The sequence below is a fragment of the Bacillus sp. ISL-7 genome, from assembly GCF_018613065.1.
Genome location: NZ_JAGGQW010000026.1, coordinates 49,465 through 68,241, shown reverse-complemented (window position 1 = coordinate 68,241; position 18,777 = coordinate 49,465). Strand labels below are relative to the sequence as shown.

Below are 18,777 nucleotides of genomic sequence, written 5' to 3'. Positions count from 1 at the left end.
CTCTCCTTATTGTGGAATCAGTTCAAAAATTTCAGCTGATTTCCTTCCATTACTAAAAAAGATTCTAATATATTCATCCTTGCCGATTTCCTTTTCGAGCAGCTCCGTTTTTCCAGGTGGGAAGTCACGAATAAATGGGAAGACGGTTCCATCTTCAATGGACATGGGAGGACTGCCTGTTTTTTTAACATAGACTAACAGATCTTTATCAAGCACGATTTCTGTCATGATGGACATGCGGACTCTTTTTTTCGGCTGAAGGAATTTATTTTTATAGGTAATTGAAAAATAAATCTTTGCCTTCGATCCCGTTATATAAATGAGATTGTTATCGTTTTCCTGACTAAAAACAGCCAGCTTTCCGTTACGTTTTTGGCAGGGGAAGATGCGATAGGCATAGCGGCCAATCGCATCCAGTCTTCCAACATATCCATGATTGGCTTTATATTCCTCGCGGGTATAGAGTTTCAAATCCTGCTCATTGATTTCGCTGATTGGTTTTACATTTTCTGAGGGCGTTTTATAAATATAGACAAAGTCGATATCTTTAGACCAGAACCAAGTTAAGTGAACCTCTGAATCTCTTATTGTTTTTCGTATATCCTTTATTTCATAATCAGGGGAAGCAAGGGTTTCCCAGTTCACCAGAAATCACCCACAATCTTTTCTAATTGGTACGGAGAGGTCCAAGCCGCTCCTAAACGCTGTCCATCAAAATCCCTTTTTAAAATGATTCCTTTTTAATGAATTTCTTTTTACGGAAAAATCAGGCCCACTGGTGTTACGCGGCGCACTGCCCGAGAACTTCTCACGGATCGGGATCATCAGCGTTCCAAGACCAGTCAACGCAGTTAAGAGAATATCGGCAGCGAGGCGGTAAGAAAATCCTGACTGCAGGCTATCTTGCAAACCAAGTTTGAGTACCAATCCTGCTAATAGTCCAGCAAACACCCCAGTAATAGCATAGCTTTTCGCTAAATAACGGTTGTCGAAAATTATTCCAAGCGCGAGACCAAACAATCCGCCGATTAACGTGATTAAGACCACTCGGAGAATGGCGAGATAGGTGCTGTCTTGAAACAATCCGTGTCTTTGTGTCACAAGCAAAAGGTCCTGGTTTTCTAAGTAGATTTTTTCAAATACGTTCGTTAATTCATTGGCATTTTTAACATCATAAAAGGAACCGCCGGTACTTGATGCAATTAATCTAAGTAATTGGGCACCGCCTTTATCAATCTTGCTCATCCCAATCGTATTTATGACAATGTCCTTATTCTGGTAGGGCTTGACCACTGCATCAAGGTCAAGTTCACTATAACCATCTGAGAACAGAATGACCATTGGTTTTCGTCCATTTTTTTGGTGGTCATCTATCTCTTGAATAGCTGTGTCTAAGGCGTTGCCAATATCGGTGCTTCCTGTAGCTTGTAAACGATTGATTTGCTCAATCGCATTGGTGCGTTCTTGTTTATCACTGACGTTAAACATCGATTTTGTAATAACAGCGTCTTCGTTAAATGATATAACGGAGGCACGATGGGTCGGCTTCATATTGGATATGAGTTTTCCAGCAGCCTTCAAGCTTTCGTGTCCAGGGTCCGTTTCATTCATGCTGTCTGAAATATCCATGACCATCACGATATCATCGGGCGGTTTGATATTTGAGAAATTAAGAGAATATAAGAATTGAAATAAGAGGCCGGCAGCAAACAGCATGACGAGAGTGGCAGGTACAAGCATTTTCCAAGAAAGGCCTGAGTATTCCAAGCGCCAACTGCGTCCATTAATAATGGGACTAATTAACTCAGCACCTAAGCAGAAGAGACCTGCGATCAGGGCTAGCTGGCCAAAATAGGCGCCCATTAAAAGGATATTAGGCCAAACGCCATAATAGGACTCGATTAACCACTCACCAAGGATAGCACCTAGAAGCCCGGCAATGATACTAAAAACAAAAAACAGGATACTAAATTTCCGAACAGGCATGTTCAAATCTCCTTACTAAAAGAGTTCGTTTTCAATGATTAAAGGTAATTCCTTGAAATTTGATTACCGTCTAGCTCCAACGCCCAACGGCTAGTGGACTTCGCCCTTCTCCCTACGATAAGTCAAGAACGAATGCGCTATCGCTCTCCGTGTTTCCTTTATCTCAGTCGAAGTGCTCCAGTCCATACGCCGCTAAGCGGGCGTTTCCGCTTTGGAGTGGAATTCGTATCCTTTTTCTGTATAGGCCTTGTAGTATTTTTCCCCTCTTTGGTAGTACATTAAGTCACTCAGCTTAAAGCCGCCCATCAGGGTAAGCTTTTCGATTCCGCTGCTATTCCTCTCATGGGCACAGCCCACCTTAAAATGGCGTGTTTCTTGTTCTTTTTCTAAAGCGAACTTCATGAATTTGCTGTGAAAGTCACCGAAGAAGTATTTTTCTTCATAGCGATGTTCCTGTTTGTAGTTAAACACTTCAATATGAATCGATGAATTTTCGCTTAAGCGCGTGTTTAATTGCTTAAACAAATCCTCTTTGGTTAGAACGTCTTGATTATCATAGTGCGTCATAACATTCGCCCGTTCTAACAGTTCATCTTCAAAGCTGCGCTGGAATTCCTCTTGGGTCAATACCTCACGATTACATACAAACAGCAATCTTTCGATCAGTTCGGTCGCACCGTTTTCAAGGAATGATAGCAGGTTTCCAAAAAAGAGCTCATCAGAAAAGAAATGAGGACCACGTTTTTCCTTCAGCTTTTTCGTTATGCTGCTAATCATTTGTCCATAATATTCCGCGATATTTTTATCTAAATACTCATCCGAATCATACAGACTCTCCGCAGCTGCTTGTTTCAATAAAGATTCCGCCTGATCGACAATCTCTATTTTCGCGCGCAGATACTGGTGGTTTTCTTGTAATACTTTATGATATTGCTTTAAGATGGCTTGCTTTACCTCAAGTTTGACCATTTGATACTTTAAACCGTAAGCTTCTTCAAAAAAATACTGTAAAAAGCTAGTTAGGTTTTTCTTGTCTGAAAATGGGAGATAGCTTTTTTTAAAATCACAGCTATCCACGATTCGATGATAGAGCTGCTCGAGCCGTGCTTCAGCTTCTGCTCGTTCATTTTTGGCTTCACGTATCATTTTATGAATTTCATCCAGTATGCTAAAATTCGAGCCTGTGGCATCAGAGGTCCATAAATAGGCGCAATATAACCCGTACTTTTCATTATTAATTACGTTTTCATGGAGGCACCGCTCAATATGTGCTTTCAAGTTCATGGTTTGTAAATGCTCACTAACCGGCTCTTTAAAGTTAGTATGGAAAAAGCGTTCTGTACCACATTCATACAGATGTTCTTCTGCCTCCTTGACAGACATTCTTTTTACCGTTTGATAGGAATTGGACACTCCCATCATGTCATTCATATCCACGAGCTTTTCGTCCGAAGGAATAATGTCATGATAATATTTCTGGAAAGAAGCCTCCGTCAACTTAAATAAGCCGAGTACATTTTCGCGTTTCTCGGAGCTGGCTGCTTTTAATGACGTCAGCAGTTCATGGAAAAAATGGCTGGCCGCATGAAGCGCAATCGCTTTATTGGGGCGGTTCACCTTGGAAAAGCCAGCTGAGGCGAATACTGGTTCCTCTGAGTTTCCTCTGAAACTACGTTTAAAGTCCTGATGATTATAGCTGTCCATCTTTTCATGATAATCGGTAATCATTTTTCGGTTTTTTAAGAGATTTAGATTGCTAATAATTTCGTAGTTTTGCTTCCCGGCATCACTTGAAATTAAGCCATCTTCATTTTTATCGCTTAACAAATACACCATGTCAAAGAGCGGGGAAGGGGGGTGAACGACTGGCAGCCGCAGATCTTCTTCCAACTGAAGTTCTTTTTCAAAGGTGTATTTATCGTGTTGAAACTGATTTAACTCATTAAAAAAACTAATCCCTAGTGAAGTAGAGAGGGCAAAATTTTCGCCATCCTGCTTTTCCTTTATTAATCCATACAAATCTACTTCCACTTGTCGAAAAGACTCTTGTAAAATACTTTTTAACAGCAAAGTAAATTCTTGAATCAGGATATTTGCAGGGTCATCGACGGCCGTCACCACACATAGGTTTAGTTTAACTAGAGAGGAATAGACCTTACCGTACTCAGCAATTTTTGACGAAAGTTTACGGAAGGTTTTATTTAGTTCAATCAGCAAATTCTCATCCTGATAAAAGGTCTCGTAAATGCTTCTACGAATGGTTTTGGGATCAAACTGATTGCCTGGAAGTTGAATGGATAATACGTTATCGTGGCTGATGGTATTGGTTTGATAGGCATGGAAATATAACACACCTATGCTGTTATGCCATTTTTCTTCATTAATAGTCATGATGGATGTCATGGCTTCCTTGACAGAGTCGCCTAGAAATAAAAAGACAATGGGATGGTTTACACTGCGCTGTTCGTTTTCCTCTAATGTCATTTTTTCCAGCTGGTTTGAAAAGGTGTTTGCGTATTTTTGTAAGAGTTCTTTCAAAGCTGTTTCCCCCCGTTGAAAACATTCCCCTATTTATAAAATAATGGGTGTGATTAGAGGCGGCCACATGCAAAAGCTGCAAGTGGCCTAAATAAAATTATCTGTAATTGTTTGTTATGATTTCAATTGACGGAGCATGTCATTAACCTTGAGCATCATTTCTTTATAGAAACTGTATATTTCTTCGCCATTGACTAAATCCTGGTAATCGTAATCAAGGGCTTCTTTTTCCCTTGAATAGGTTGCAGCCATTTCCTCTAAAGCAGTAACAAGTTCGGTCGTGTTTTCTTGGTTGATCATGTCATTGCTGCGACGATCTGATTTCTTTTGCAGTTGATCCATTTTCTTTTGGCTCAATGCTTTGAAGGCATGATAAAGTTCATAATCAACAAACTTCGTTGTCTTCATTAAATTCACAAATGGTTCCCATGCATCTTCTTCAATCTCTTTATCGTACACGTATAAGGCGCCGCGTTTCCGAATTGTTTTTGTATAAACGGCTTGAATGAATTGAGTTAAAGAAACCTCTTTTTCTTCTTGTGAGGCAATATATTGCTCAATCTCAGAGATTTTCTCTTTGATTAAGTGATACTTTCTAACTTCTAGTTTTACTTTTTCAATTAGTTTAGGTGTACGGATGAGATTTTCTTTTGCCAATTCCAAGTTGGTGCTGTCAAAGATATCACTCACACCGTCGGACTCCATGGCGCCGTTAAACATGTCTTTAAGCTGGCGAAGGATTTGCTTCAGGCTGCCTAGGGTTGCTTTGTTTAACTGTTTCGGATCTATTTCGTAATGAGCAAATAAGTCCGAAATGTTCATTTCTTTTGTAAAATGGCATTCGTAGCGAGCACTAGTGCTGTGATCGGAATTCTTCACCGTAATGACTTTAAATTCCATCGCTTGTTCAAACATGGAACGAATACTGGCATTGTATTGCTGAACGCGCTTGTTGCGGTACGTATCTCCCCATGATTCTTCAGGAATCGGTGAAGGGAGGTAGGCCCAGTTTTCTTTATCTGTTTGAACAAGGTGGCGGCCAACGCCTTCTCTTTCTAAAATCGTTTTTTCATAGGACTCCTCATAAATGGAGAGTGGGGAGTACGAGAACAATGGAATACCATTTTTTGTGTTTAACCAGAAGATCCGATTCTTCAGTTCACTCTCTTTAATGGTGAAATGAGATTCACTAATCGAATGCTTTTGGTATTCCTTCACTCCTTTTAAAATGTTAGGAGCCTTTACTGGAACGGATACAAATCCCCATTCTGGGAAATGAAGGGCACCACGACCGTTATCTAAATGGAACACTGGTGTTGCATCACCATCAAGTCGTGCAGCAATTTTGTCTTGGATGATTCGATCAATTGGCATATCTTCGCCATGCTTAAGCCTTAAAAAGTCTTCCATTGATTTCGTAATCAACTCGCCAAACTGGTCGCTTAGGAATTCTGAAACGGTACCTACGATATCGATATCTGATTCATTGACCCAATAGGATGACTTTTCGAGGAGCATTTCTGACCATTGCTGGACAAGTTGTTCTCCATCCTTTGAATCGAACATGCTTTCAATTTCACGGGCCACATCCGGTACACTGACTAAATGCCAGTAATAGGTGACATTATCTTGTTGTTTGACTTCCTCACCATTCACAAGAATATTGGCGTTCTGTTCAAATATCCCTCTAAGTGCATCGAGGATTTCTTTATAGACCACATAAATCTTGTTGTTTTGACTATTGATTAGCTGATATAGATCTTCATAGAATTCAATCATTTCTTCCATTCGTTCTTTTTCGGCGCGAAGATCATACTCATTCAACTTGGACTCGATATAGGCATTCTTTTTCTTTTCCTTAGATATAAATGCACTTCTGGCATCTTCAAGTTTATTGTAGGTATACTCCTCAGCCGATTGAATGGCTTTAGGCATACGTTCTAGACGTTCGCGTAAGCCTTCTACATAGGTTTGCAGGGTCGTTAATAAGCAAAACCCGTCCTTCTGGTAGATTAAACGTGATGCGTAGATAGGGCCTTTTTTTGAATTTAAAAACATTTTCTCAATTTGCCGGCGGAATTCTTCAATGATTTCGCCTGGATGCTGCTTTTTGCATTTACGATACTGATCTTTTGCTTTTAAAAGAAACTCTCTGTCTAATTCATCATTGATATTGGTTACCGATGTTTTGATGACATTGTTGTAGGAGAAACGGTCACTATTCTCATAGCCTGAAAGCGGTTCTGGTACACGTTCATTAAAGCGCTGGTGGACGGAATCAGGGTCAATCCGCAGTTTTTCAGCAAATTGCTCCACATCTGATTGCTCAGGACCTGCTTCAAACATATTATCCATTTTTTCAAACAGCTTGTAGGCAATGTAGGTTGTCATTTCTTCCAGTGGAATTTCGGCCATGGAAGCGCCGATAATGTTGTATTGATAGTTAGCTGGATACGGCTTATGCATGCCGGCAATATTGGATCTGATATTGCTGATATAGTCATGGATGGCAAATTCCTCGCCGGATCCTTTATCTTCACTAGCCATAAAGTTTGTAATATTTTCAGCTGTTACATTCATGCAGTAATCGTAGGCATTCTCAAGCCATTTACCCTCAGTATTCGTACCTGATATTAAATGGCAGAGATTAAACGGCGGCACTTGTGAGTTTACGGTTAATAAATTGCCGTACTTCTGAATAAAACGTTCATTTCTTTCATCACAGTTCATCCAGTAATCGAGTTCTTTTAAGGCAGCGTAGCCGTTCTTCTGGATGTATTCAGCCGTATGGTGGTTGATTCCTTTTTTAGACAAATTCACGTCAGGAGTGAAAAGGTAGCCAAGGATACTTAAACGGTCAACACCTTTTGCCCCAAACTTTTTATCCATGATTCCTCTTATAATGTAGGCAATATCTAGGTAACAGCCACTGCCAGTCCCACCAGAAAGTCCGGTAAGCAGGAAGACGTATAATCGTTTTCCAGACCCTTCAAGTACGGCATCCATTTTGTTTTGAATGATCGTTACAACCTGATTGATTTTTGTAAACATGAGCAGTCTGCCCGCTTGGCGTACGCCTGAAGCCCCGCTGATTCCATCCGTTATTGACAATTCGGGTGATAACCAGTCTTTAATATAAGGTTCAATCGTGCTGCGATTTGAAAGAACGCTGCCGATTTCTGGGTTGGAAAGCAGGACGAATTCTTTATGGGGGTCAAGGCCAATCCCATTATATTTTTTATTACGATCATGCTCATTCGTTTCAAATGCTAAAAACTCAATGTTACTTGGTTTATCTTTCTTCTTTTTCGATAAGGGATCTTCTGGAAGTTTAAAACGGCGATTTACTTGGTATTTGAGTCTTAATAGGGCATCAATTCCTGTACCGCCAAGTCCAATGACAAGCATCGGATTGTCAATCGTATCAACGCGGATTTTCTCTGATATAATCCCGCCGCCATGGGCGACTTCCAACTGTGATATATGCTCTTTAACACTTGCTTTCATGCAACTATTCCTCCCTAGCTGTGAACTACTAATATATAGACGAAAAATAAATTGATTAGGATTCCTTTTTCGGTGCCTGACACCGAAAACCGCTTAGCTTATATATTCAATATAAATAGACTTATTTACCTTCTTTAACACAATGCGAAGACGGTCATTTCGTTTGATCTGCTGACCTTTCTTGGCATCGATTGCCCGGCCGCTTTTTTCAATCGTACAGTCCGAGTTGTTGATCAGCAGGAGCGAATCCCCAGCATGCGGCTTGAAGATTATTTGATTGGTTTCAGCGAATTCAGGATGCAATCCTAGCAGCTGATGCAGCTGAAACTTCCCTTTAAAACCTTTTAATGGCTTGTATTGCGGATTTGAGCGTTCACCAGTATCCTCGTCTTTTACTTCCACAACGATTTGACCACTAAAACCTTGCTTTTTCCTTAACTTGTTGTAAGCAAATACGGCTAGAAGAATGAGCGCAATCACTCCAGCAGCCGCATAAAGCCATGAAAACGGCGTCTCTTCTTTTGGTTGAGTGGTTTTACCTGCTACAGATGTCTTGGCTGTGTTTTGGACCGTAATTTTTTGCGGCTGCGTTTCACGGAAAAAGCTATTATCTTCCGCTTTTACCACTACTTCATAACTGCTTGAGTTTCCTAACTTAAATTGACCTGAAAAGCCTTGGTCATCAGCTGATAAGCTTACTTCCTCGGTTTTCCCCTGATCGAGATCTTTCACATATAGAGTCGATTTCATTGATTGATAAATGCTTTTATCAGCGATAGGTGTACCATTATCTTCAAAAAAGGAATGGATCTTAACTGTTTCGCCCGGCTTGTAACTTTGCTGAGCAAGCTTATCTAGCTTCAACTGTAAATCATAATTGAAAACAAGGTTGATATCGATTTTGTCCTTTGCTACCCCTTTAACCTTCAGTGTCCAATCTCCCTGAACTGGTTTCAACAGTTTGACCATAGAGTAGGTCTTCGATTTTGAAAGTAGGACTTGGTCTGAAGGGATGGCGAGCTCATTACCGGAAGGATTAACGAGCTTAACCTCGACCGGATGGTTGGACATTAATGAGATGTTGGCTTCTAATACATTTTCATTGGGAACATTTATTTTGATATCTTGAAAATCACCATTACCTACTATTTGATTAATCGGAACGATTTTTAATTTTAAATGGTTGGCGAAAATTTCACTAAGGATGCCGGGCAATTTATCGGCAGAACTTGCTTCGAAGAATTCCCCATTCGTGCTCTTGGCTATATTTGTGAGAACCTGTTTATTTAGCTTGCCATTAGCGTTTAAGCCAATCGTATAGATTGGGTATCCTTTCGCTTTAGCGGCGGCGACTGCTTGGTTTAGGTCTTTTTCCGCTTGCTTTTCGGTTTTGGAGTTCTTTGGGTCTAGTTCGTTATTCCCGTCGGCAAGCAGCACGATCAATGGGTAATAACCTTGCTCGTGACTACTATCTAATACGTTGACGGCTTCCTTAACCCCAGTTGATAAATCGGTGTACATATATTTTTGAACGGAGTCGATGAACGACTTTAGGTCCTTCTTATCCTGTTCTGACTTGATTTTGACAAGCGCTTTTTCACGCATGACTTCGTCAGCGTAAGCGATGGCACCAATTTTATCGCCATTAAAGGAGGCCATATCAATGAACATCTTCATCGCTTCGTTACTGATATTCTTTGGGTCACTGCTCTTCATGGAATTACTCACATCAACGACAAGCATTCCCTCCATTCGAGAAGTGGAATTTAACGGACTTGCAGCGTGTACATTATATAAGGAAATATTCCAGAATAGACACGTAACTATGATTAAACTACTGATACATTTTCTTAACATCTGTGTGCAACCCCCACTGCATTTTTCCTATTTCGGGTAATAATTACAATTCTTGCATTGTACAACTATTCTACCACTTTCCTATTATATACCGAAACAATTATTCCCTAGATATATTATAATTCTACTATTATAATATAAGTTAATGTATTTATTGGAAAATATCTGGGTTTGATTGTGGATAATTAGTTTTCATAAAATGATCTCAAAAGGAGAAGTAAAATGTACGGTGTGGTATTCACTAGTCTTCTAGTTTTAATCCTTTGTTGGAAAACCTATAAATTAATGAAAAATAAGCGAAATAGCGGTGATTTTGAAGGTATTGATGATGAATTAGTCATCATGCTAAATGAAGGTGATTCGATTGGCTAAACAGGCCGTCCAACTCTCCAAGAAAAAAAGAACAAAATATCGATTTCAAAAGCTAAAGATGTGTAAAAAATGCAACCGTTATTCCGTTTTAGGGGATGAAAAATGCCAGAATTGCGGTTCGGATTTTATCGGAATTGAAACACTCGTGAAGTCGATTTTTAAAAACCGTTTATTAACAGAAGCGATATGGATCCTAATGTTTGTTTGTGTAGGTATTTTGGCTGCTCCAACGGTAAAAATGTTATATTACTCGTTAATTGCCGGGGTAGTGTTTGTCATTGGATATGTCATTCTTACCTCCATCTTCATGAAAAGTGAGTATTTCATGCAACTGAAAAAACTACTTCGAATTGACCTAAGAAAAATTGCCGCAGGTATTCAATATGACAGTGAACTAGCCAAAGAGGATGTTCATGCTGAGAGACTAGCCCCGGCATATGAAAAGCTTCGCGATATTGGCGATTTTATTTCGAGTGATCAGGTGAAAATCCGCCGTATCATGGTCTTAAATGAAATCGTTCTAAGAAGTGATATGGAGCTTGAACTAGAACCCCTTATCCCTTCATCCTATGATTCGAATTTTGTAAAATATGCACTTGAGGTGTTAAAAATTAATCGGACGCTTTTTACGAAAAAGTGTATTGCCTACTTTATTAAGTATCGAGAGGCGATTGTCAGCGATTTTGGAATGGAATCACTCATTTCTGTGGCCGGCTCAGCGTTACGAATGAAACTGTACATCCTAGAATTTTCAGAGTTCATCGAGGAATTCCTTGAATATTTCCCAAGGGACCGGTTCTTACGACTGTGCAGTATCATCTATTCCAACCCGGAAGTTGATTGGGGCAGTCTAGAGGAAAAAACCAAGCGTTTAATTATGGTGAAGTATCATTACGATCCTGATTTCAAGCAGTTCGTATCGTAGAAAGGATCTTACTCAATATGTTTAAATTTACCGTTTATCGAAAAGTGAATATGTCTAGGAATTTTTTCTTGTTAATGCTGGTTATCTTGCTTGGGCTGGTTAGCGCAAAAATCGTTTTGGCACATGAAAAAATTGACACCTACAATGAAGCAGTAAAATTATTTAAGTCCGGTGAATTAGTCGCTGCAGAGGAAAAGTTCCATGCCGCAAAGCTAAATGTTTCTGTCACTGACCATAATAATGACATCAATTTCATGCTATCTATTCTGTCACCGATTCGTGAAGTCATGGAAGATCTAGATGAAAAAGCTGCTGATTATAATGAAGGAAATGACCTCGACAACCTCATTAAAATATACGATCGTTGGAAGGCAAGCGAGAAAAAGTGGGTGTCAGGCACCAATGTTCAAAAGGATATGTACGGGGAAATGGTGTCGTTGACGAAGCTAGATTCGGATATGAAGGGTTATTTTTCCACGATTAAAAAGGAAAATCTGGATAAATTAATGAATGAAACGGCTAATGACATTTCTAAAGAGGAGGAGATATTTACCGTCCTCAATAAGATTCCAGCAGAATATTACGGCAGTCGTTCATCAGCTAAGACAGAGGCAATCCAATCTTCATTCAAAAACTATTACGCGGCAAAGATAAATAAAATGGTTGAAGCTGGCACTGTCTCATCGATTATTGACGAGGGGAGCAGGCAGTTTAGTGCACTAAGAATATTGTCGTTGGATGCTAGCTGGCTTGAGCAAACCCTTGATTCGAACTTGTTAAGGATTGTAACGGCTGCGATCGATAAAAAGGATTACGGCGCATTTGCCGAAGCCGCAAATTCAATCAAAAGGTTAGAAGCGAATATGAATGGTGCCGATGTATTTGCTTATATTGAAAAAACAACCTCTGATCTACTCGTTAAAGCGGAGAATCTCATAGAGGCTAATAAATACGAGGATGCAATTAGCATTTATGAAGCATTAAAACCACTAAAGGACACGACTGAATCAATTGCGAGTGCCAATCTTGCTTGGGATAAATTTGAACCCATTCGCGTTTTAAAACGTCTGTATCCAGGAAAAGAGTTTTCGAACGTTGTAAATGCAAAAAACAAATGGGGCGCAGACAGCGTCGTTGCAGCAATCTCCACGTACGGCGGCATATATTTTGGCAAGCTTACGGGAGAGGAAGCAATGGTTGTAACCGAGGGGTCGATCGAAGGGGCAGCGTCCATTAATAAGTTGGCTTTTAATAGTAACTTCAGCACTTCTGACAATCCAGTCCTTTATATTGAGGCGAAGTCATCCGAACGGAAGCATCATTATATAGCCTATGAAGTCAGCGGCGGTTCGATGGTAAAGATCCTCGATGTGGAAGCGGATAAGCTAACTTTCGAATCAGAGCAAGTGTTGGTTGTAGATAATCCTGTTGGACAGGGTGAAGGGGAGCTTGCTTACTTCGAACCCGATAGTAGCGGGGAATATCAGTTTTCTAGAATAAAGGTAGACTATGTTGATATACAAGTCACTGATATATCCAACTATTATGGGGAGAAGGTTCGCTTCACTGCTTTCGCAGATACAGTTCAAAATGGCGGGGCCTTGGTAACCTTATCGGAAACCTATAACAATAGCACGGGACTATGGGAGAAAACGTATTTGTTATTAAAGGGAGATTCCGATTTCACAATCTATAAGAATTATACCGTCATTGGTACTTTCAATAGTTATGAGAATATTACCAACGAAAACGGCGAATCTGTTCGCGTACCCGTTTTTCAAGTAGAAAAAGTTGAATAAATGAAAGAGGACCAAACAAGGGCTATTGCTGATGTTTGGTCTTTTTTTTGATTGGCTCTGTTAAACTTGCCTGTTGATTTCCGCTCCAATCAACAGGGTGCCAAAATTAACAATAAGCTTTAACATAGCCTTTTAAAAACAATAAGCCAGTCCCTAATGAGACCGGCTTTTGATTATTTGATTATTTTTTACTCGAGATGGTAATGAATTTATTGAAGATGCCAATCGATGTGACTTTTCCTAGACCTACTTCGGAAAAATCGGTTTTGTAGATTGAGAAAATAAAATAATCCTTTTGCGTTGTTCCCGCATCATAAATGGATTTCCCAGCAACAGATAATAATCCCTTTTCTATCAGACTCGAAGATTTATCCATTGTTTTGTGATTGGCCCAGTCGATATAGGCAGAGCGCTCAGGATTTGTGGCTGATAGAATAAAAATCAAAACGATTAAAACAATGATCGAAAAAAGACGTCTCATAGTAACATTCTCCTATCTCGTAATTAATAATTGTAAATTTTTATATAAATAAGTATAAATTAGAAGGGACTTTGTAAATTTAAAAAGAAAAGCTTGATCGGTTTTTGAGACTCTATCAAACTTTTTATTTTGATTAAATATATGTTTCGAACGTTTGGAATAGAAGACTATCGGTAAATTTTTTATGGTAATAAAAAGCAATCATTATTTTCGTGATATTTACCTACCAATATGCTAAATTATTACTAATATATTTTTTGAAAAAGAGGGGATCATTTCGTGACGAGAAAATGGAAGTGGACGATTGCTTGTTTCTTTTTCCTGCTTTTATTTAATGCGTTCGGGATCATTGCAGTAAAGATATTGGGCAGGTAAGGGGAAACGGGATTTCTCCGCCAAATTTTTCAGGTAGGGAATGATGAGAATGATAACGAATTTAACAAAACCGATTTCAAAAAAGCTGCTATTTGCAATGATCATTGTAACCATCGGGGCAGAGGTTCTTCTTTATCTTACTCGTTACAGTTCTATGGCCAGCACCTTATATGATGCCGTCATGGTGTCCTCCTTTTTTATCGGTTGGAAGCTTTACCGGAGGCTTGGGAATCAGCAGGGTCATCAGAAAAGCCCGCGCCAGATCATGCTGCAATTCACTGGTGCTTTTCTCATTTTCTTCCTTGGAAGTACGATTGTTAATGTGTACTCTAGTATCACATTTGAGGATTTTAATGAGGATTATGATCAATATGTTCAAGACTATACGGAGTCGCAATCCTTTGATGTGGAAGATGGAGTGGATGCTGGCCTTCCAGACGATCCAGTCTGGTCCATTTTTGAAAAGGTAGATACAATTGGATATGATCTATATAACGACTCATTGGCTGGCCTGGAAGAGGTTTGGCGGCTAGCTTATATCATTCTACTGCTCGTGGAATGTAAAAAGTTGTTTCCGCGGCGTTGGGAAAGTGGCTCAAGAGATGTTTTTCTAATGGCTGCGCTGTTTATCACCTCTATTCTTTTCGGCATAGACCATACGCTCGATACAGAGGAGCCATGGGCGATCCGAATTGGGGCGATTGTAACCTTCGCAAATATGGGATTGATGTTTGGAATTATCCTATTATGGACCCGGAACCTTTGGCTAACAGTTATTGTCCACGCTTTATACGATATCACAGCAACTCTTTCATGGTACTATATCGATTATGCGGTTGAATATTTCACCCTTGGTGTTTTACTTATCCACTTGAGTCTCTTTATTTTAGAAAAAATACACCAAAAACGATTAATGAGCCAGTTGGTGACGGTTCAGGAAGGTCAAATGGCAGAATTGACGCAAAGTGTAGAATAAAAGGAAAGAGGTTGCCGGGTGCTAGTTCAGAGTCTGGCAACCTCTTTTGTCATTTTTTAGAATGATTTGAAACTATTAATATCCTAATAAAAAAAGAGACAATAAATCTATATTTTATCCAATTTTTTCTTCAGTAAGTCAACAATGACCGTCAACCCCAAAATAATTGGTGGTATTTCCCGAGAAATGACGTTTTTTGTGTTTTTGGTGTCACTGTGGTGTCAGGCACCATTATTCAATGGATCTTCATATTTTTTATGGCGAATTTTGTTTTATTATGATGTGAGAAGTTTGTAATAAATTGCCGAAATATATATATAGTTAATCTTTTCTATTAAAACATTAATTATGGTATTGTAGTAATAAATGGAAATTGCAAAGGGGATGTACTTGTGTTTAAACGTTTTCTGATTGGATTTATTATTTTATGCTTGGGATTTTCAGTTTTTCCCAACTCCCAAGAGGCTGAGGCTAGTACAACTAAGAATCAATTAATTATTATTAACAAAAAGGTTAATAAACTCGCATTTTACGAGAATGGTAAATTAATAAAAACATATAGGGTGGCAACAGGAAGAACTTCAAGACTCACCCCGGAAGGAACTTTTTACATAAGAGAAAAAATTGTAAACAGACCTTACTATAAAAAACATATTGCTGGCGGCGATCCTCGTAATCCATTAGGAAACCGCTGGATAGGTTTAAGTAAAAAAGAGAATGGCGGATATCCGTACGCAATACATGGTAACAATAATGAAAGTTCGATTGGAAAATATGTCTCTGGCGGATGTATCCGGATGCATAATAATGAGGTAAGAGAATTGTTCAGTAAGGTAAAGACGAGGACGAAAGTAATGATCGTTTCCTCGAAAAAAAGCTTTAATCAGTTAGCCGCACCATATTACAAAAATATGGACATCAAAGCTCCTGCAGTTCCAACGGTTAATACTGTTTCAGACAAAACAATTGAAGTATCTGGTAAAACAGAAAAAGGAGCCACGGTCACTGTTGCGATTGGGTCAAAAAGGTATACAGCAAAACCTGCAGATTCCAAGGGAACATTTAAGGTCAAGATTCCGAAACAAAAGGCTGGCCTAAAATTATCTTTTACTGCTAAAGATAAATCTGGAAATATCAGTAAGACTAAAACGGTAGTTGTGCTGGACAGAACGGCTCCGGTGGTTAGCGGAGTAAGTAATAACCGAGTTTACAACAAGGATGTTACCATCTCCTTTAAAGAAGGAACAGCTTGGTTAGATGGAAATCGAGTAAAAACAGGAAAGGTTGTTACTACAGAAGGAACACACAGAGTTGTGTTAACTGATGCGGCCGGCAACAAAACAATTGTTATTTTTACGATTGATAGAACAGCTCCAGTAGTGAGCGGAGTAAGTAATAACGCATTCTACAACAAGGATGTTACCATCGCCTTTAAAGAAGGAACTGCCTGGTTAGATGGAAATCGAGTGAAAACAGGAAAAGCTGTTACTTCAGAAGGAAAACACAGAGTTACGATAGCTGATGCTGTCGGTAATAAGAGAACAGTTGTGTTTACAATTGATAAAACAGCACCAGTGGTTAGCGGAGTAAGTAATGATGAAATCTACAATCAGGATGTTACGATCTCCTTTAAAGAAGGAACAGCAACATTAGATGGAGCAACAGTGAAAACAGGAACAGTTGTTAGTGCTGAGGGAACACATACATTAGTGGTAACAGATGCGGCTGGCAACAAGACAACTGTAGTGTTTATTATTGAAATAACAGAACCAATATCAGAACCAATAACAGAACCAATATTGCCTTAAGTTTTAACATTTCATTAAAACAATAATAAGTCCCAAGTGAGTTCAATCACTTGGGACTTTGCTTATTTTAATATTTGTACTTTCACTGTTTTCCTACCCCATTGAATCGCACTTTTATGAGAGGGGACGAAAATATCAATTTTTTTACCTTTCATGGCACCGCCAGTGTCGCCGGCAACTGCATAGCCATAACCTTCAACATAGACCTTTGTTCCGAGCTTAATTACTTTCGGGTCTACAGAGATGACCTTTAGGTTTGGATTTTTCTTTAGATTTAAACCGATCGCTGTGATGCCAGAGCATCGTTTACAATTCGCTGTATAGGCAGTTGCACTTACTGTTAAAGTCTTTACTACCTTTAACTTCGGTGCTTTACTCGTACTAGTGCTGGCCTTCTTAACAACCGGTTTACTAGCTGGTACATTAGTAATCTTTAATATTTGATTCGGGTGAATAGTATTTGATTTAAGTTTATTCCATTGTTTTAATGTGATCACGGAGATTTTATATGTTTTTGCAATACGATAAAGCGAATCGCCACTCTTAACTTTATATGTATTGGATGCTGCTGATGCGCCGTTGCTACTTCCGAATAATAACATACCTGCCAAACTACACATGACTAGGAATTTCTTCATAATTGAAAACCCCTTCCTTCTGTTATATAAAAGTTACCACAATAATATTACACAAATATTTCAATAGCTTACTAGTTTCATGACAAAACCGTGATAATAAGGTGTCAGGCACCAGCCGTGGACAAAACTCCTAATTTGTCCGCAGTTGACGGACACTGAAGGCAGGGAAGTTCATTTTAATATAATTTGTTCCTTTGTGGTTCGATTAGTGGTGAATTATTAAATAGCAAAAAAACCTCTGCCAATTATTATCTCGGCAGAGGTTTTAATACTATTTAATATCTAATTGTGTTTTCAGTTCACTTTGAATCCGTTGTTTTTCGTCTTGCGGAACGATGTAGTAATAGATTCCGTTAATTTTCGTCCCGCCGCCTTTTATTGTCATTTGCTCAACGTTACCAGCCGCACTACGGTAATTCTTTTGAATATCCATCATTTGATCAAATGTAAGATTTGTTCTCACATTATTGCCAAGGGCTGTAAAAATACTTTGATATTTAGTAAGCGATGAGAGGCTCGCACCTTCTCTTAAAACACCTTGAATAATTTCACGCTGACGTAATTGGCGCCCAAAATCACCACGAGGGTCTTCATGTCTCATCCGAGTAAAGGCTAACGCTTTTTTGCCATCTAAAGTTACTTGCCCCTTTGGGAAATGGTAACCATCTTGAGAAAAGTCTAAATCATTGCTTACCGTTATGCCTCCAACCGCATCAACAATATCCTCAAAGCCTTCCATGTTTATTTTTACAAAATAATCAATGGGAATGTCCAAGAAATTTTCAACCGTGTTCATTGCCATTTCTTCGTTGCCGAATGCGTAAGCATGGTTGATTTTATCCTCGGTGCCTTTACCAACTATTTCTGTTCGGGTATCACGTGGAATACTTAACATCTTTACAGAATTTAGTTTTGGATTCACTGACAAAACAATCATGGTGTCAGAACGACCTTTATCGCCTTTACGCTGGTCCACACCCAAGAGCAATACCGAGAAAGGCTCCTTTTCTTGTAAAGATACTTCCTTGGTACGTTTGTCGGATTTTCGATCGACCGGGTGATGCATCGTTTCGACAGCAGTTGTTAATGAGCTATATACTGAATAGGCGTAAACACCGATTCCAATTATAAGTAGTAATAAAACAATTCCAGTTACGCGGAGCCATGTTTTCTTTTTCTTTTTATTCTTTTCAGCTCTCATCTAGTTTTCCTCCATAACGTTATTTTGGACCAACCTATAGAATAGCAGAAATTATCGAAATTTAATACAGAAATCGATGAGATTCTACTCAAAACCTATATTAATATATTGCTAATTTTGGTAAAATTTAAGAAAGATGAAATCTGGAAAAGGATGGGGAAAGAGTTGATGGCAGGACATTTTTTAAAGGGGATTTTTATTGCATTTATTTTGTTTTCCGTAATCATGCCGAGTAAACATGCAAGTGCAGCAGAAATAACGGCACATTAGGATTTTTCAAATAAGTTATCTGTTGAACTAACTAATTACATAAA

The 18,777-nt window shown here is 39.0% G+C and carries 13 protein-coding genes; 5 read left to right on the top strand and 8 right to left on the bottom strand.

The window, feature by feature from the left end; translation table 11 throughout:
* Window positions 1–6: 6 nt before the first annotated feature.
* From J7E66_RS08085 to J7E66_RS08065, 5 genes are all read right to left on the bottom strand, one after another.
* Window positions 7–645, bottom strand: coding sequence for a beta-mannanase (locus J7E66_RS08085; protein ID WP_214999024.1), 639 nt, complete (start codon window positions 643–645; stop codon window positions 7–9).
* 66 nt (window positions 646–711) lie between these two features.
* Window positions 712–1,986 (bottom strand): vWA domain-containing protein, encoded by a 1,275-nt coding sequence (locus J7E66_RS08080; RefSeq protein WP_214999022.1) that lies wholly within the window; start codon window positions 1,984–1,986, stop codon window positions 712–714.
* 192 nt (window positions 1,987–2,178) lie between these two features.
* Window positions 2,179–4,524: a hypothetical protein gene (locus J7E66_RS08075; protein WP_214999015.1), complete on the bottom strand. Its 2,346-nt coding sequence runs from the start codon at window positions 4,522–4,524 to the stop codon at window positions 2,179–2,181.
* Between the two features lie 114 nt (window positions 4,525–4,638).
* On the bottom strand, window positions 4,639–8,031 hold the full coding sequence (locus J7E66_RS08070; RefSeq protein ID WP_214999013.1) for a tubulin-like doman-containing protein: 3,393 nt from the start codon (window positions 8,029–8,031) through the stop codon (window positions 4,639–4,641).
* 93 nt (window positions 8,032–8,124) lie between these two features.
* Window positions 8,125–9,888, bottom strand: coding sequence for a VWA domain-containing protein (locus tag J7E66_RS08065; RefSeq protein ID WP_214999011.1), 1,764 nt, complete (start codon window positions 9,886–9,888; stop codon window positions 8,125–8,127).
* Window positions 9,889–10,110: 222 nt separating this feature from the next.
* On the opposite strand from J7E66_RS08065, the gene J7E66_RS08060 reads away from it, so the two are divergent.
* The 3 genes from J7E66_RS08060 to J7E66_RS08050 are packed head-to-tail and all read left to right on the top strand — an operon-like array spanning window position 10,111 to window position 12,984.
* Window positions 10,111–10,260 carry a hypothetical protein gene (locus J7E66_RS08060; protein WP_168245755.1) on the top strand — a complete coding sequence of 50 codons (150 nt, stop codon included), beginning with the start codon at window positions 10,111–10,113 and terminating at the stop codon, window positions 10,258–10,260.
* Window positions 10,253–11,185 (top strand): hypothetical protein, encoded by a 933-nt coding sequence (locus tag J7E66_RS08055; protein WP_214999009.1) that lies wholly within the window; start codon window positions 10,253–10,255, stop codon window positions 11,183–11,185. Before J7E66_RS08060 ends, J7E66_RS08055 begins: the two co-directional genes overlap by 8 nt.
* Window positions 11,186–11,202: 17 nt before the next feature.
* Complete coding sequence (locus tag J7E66_RS08050) at window positions 11,203–12,984, top strand: hypothetical protein (protein ID WP_214999008.1); 1,782 nt, start codon at window positions 11,203–11,205, stop codon at window positions 12,982–12,984.
* A gap of 181 nt (window positions 12,985–13,165) precedes the next feature.
* Here J7E66_RS08050 and J7E66_RS08045 read toward each other — a convergent pair whose 3' ends face one another.
* Window positions 13,166–13,465 carry a DUF4359 domain-containing protein gene (locus J7E66_RS08045; protein WP_214999006.1) on the bottom strand — a complete coding sequence of 100 codons (300 nt, stop codon included), beginning with the start codon at window positions 13,463–13,465 and terminating at the stop codon, window positions 13,166–13,168.
* 424 nt (window positions 13,466–13,889) lie between these two features.
* Between J7E66_RS08045 and J7E66_RS08040 the strand changes: the two genes are divergently transcribed.
* Both J7E66_RS08040 and J7E66_RS32585 read left to right on the top strand, forming a co-directional pair.
* On the top strand, window positions 13,890–14,816 hold the full coding sequence (locus tag J7E66_RS08040; RefSeq protein WP_214999004.1) for a CPBP family intramembrane glutamic endopeptidase: 927 nt from the start codon (window positions 13,890–13,892) through the stop codon (window positions 14,814–14,816).
* Window positions 14,817–15,208: 392 nt separating this feature from the next.
* Complete coding sequence (locus J7E66_RS32585) at window positions 15,209–16,624, top strand: L,D-transpeptidase family protein (RefSeq protein WP_214998998.1); 1,416 nt, start codon at window positions 15,209–15,211, stop codon at window positions 16,622–16,624.
* Between the two features lie 62 nt (window positions 16,625–16,686).
* On the opposite strand, the gene J7E66_RS08030 is transcribed toward J7E66_RS32585, so the two are convergent.
* Window positions 16,687–17,262 (bottom strand): 3D domain-containing protein, encoded by a 576-nt coding sequence (locus J7E66_RS08030; protein ID WP_214998996.1) that lies wholly within the window; start codon window positions 17,260–17,262, stop codon window positions 16,687–16,689.
* Between the two features lie 271 nt (window positions 17,263–17,533).
* A complete protein-coding gene (tagU, locus tag J7E66_RS08025; RefSeq protein WP_214998994.1) occupies window positions 17,534–18,463 on the bottom strand; it encodes a polyisoprenyl-teichoic acid--peptidoglycan teichoic acid transferase TagU in 930 nt (309 codons plus the stop codon).
* Window positions 18,464–18,777 lie beyond the last annotated feature (314 nt).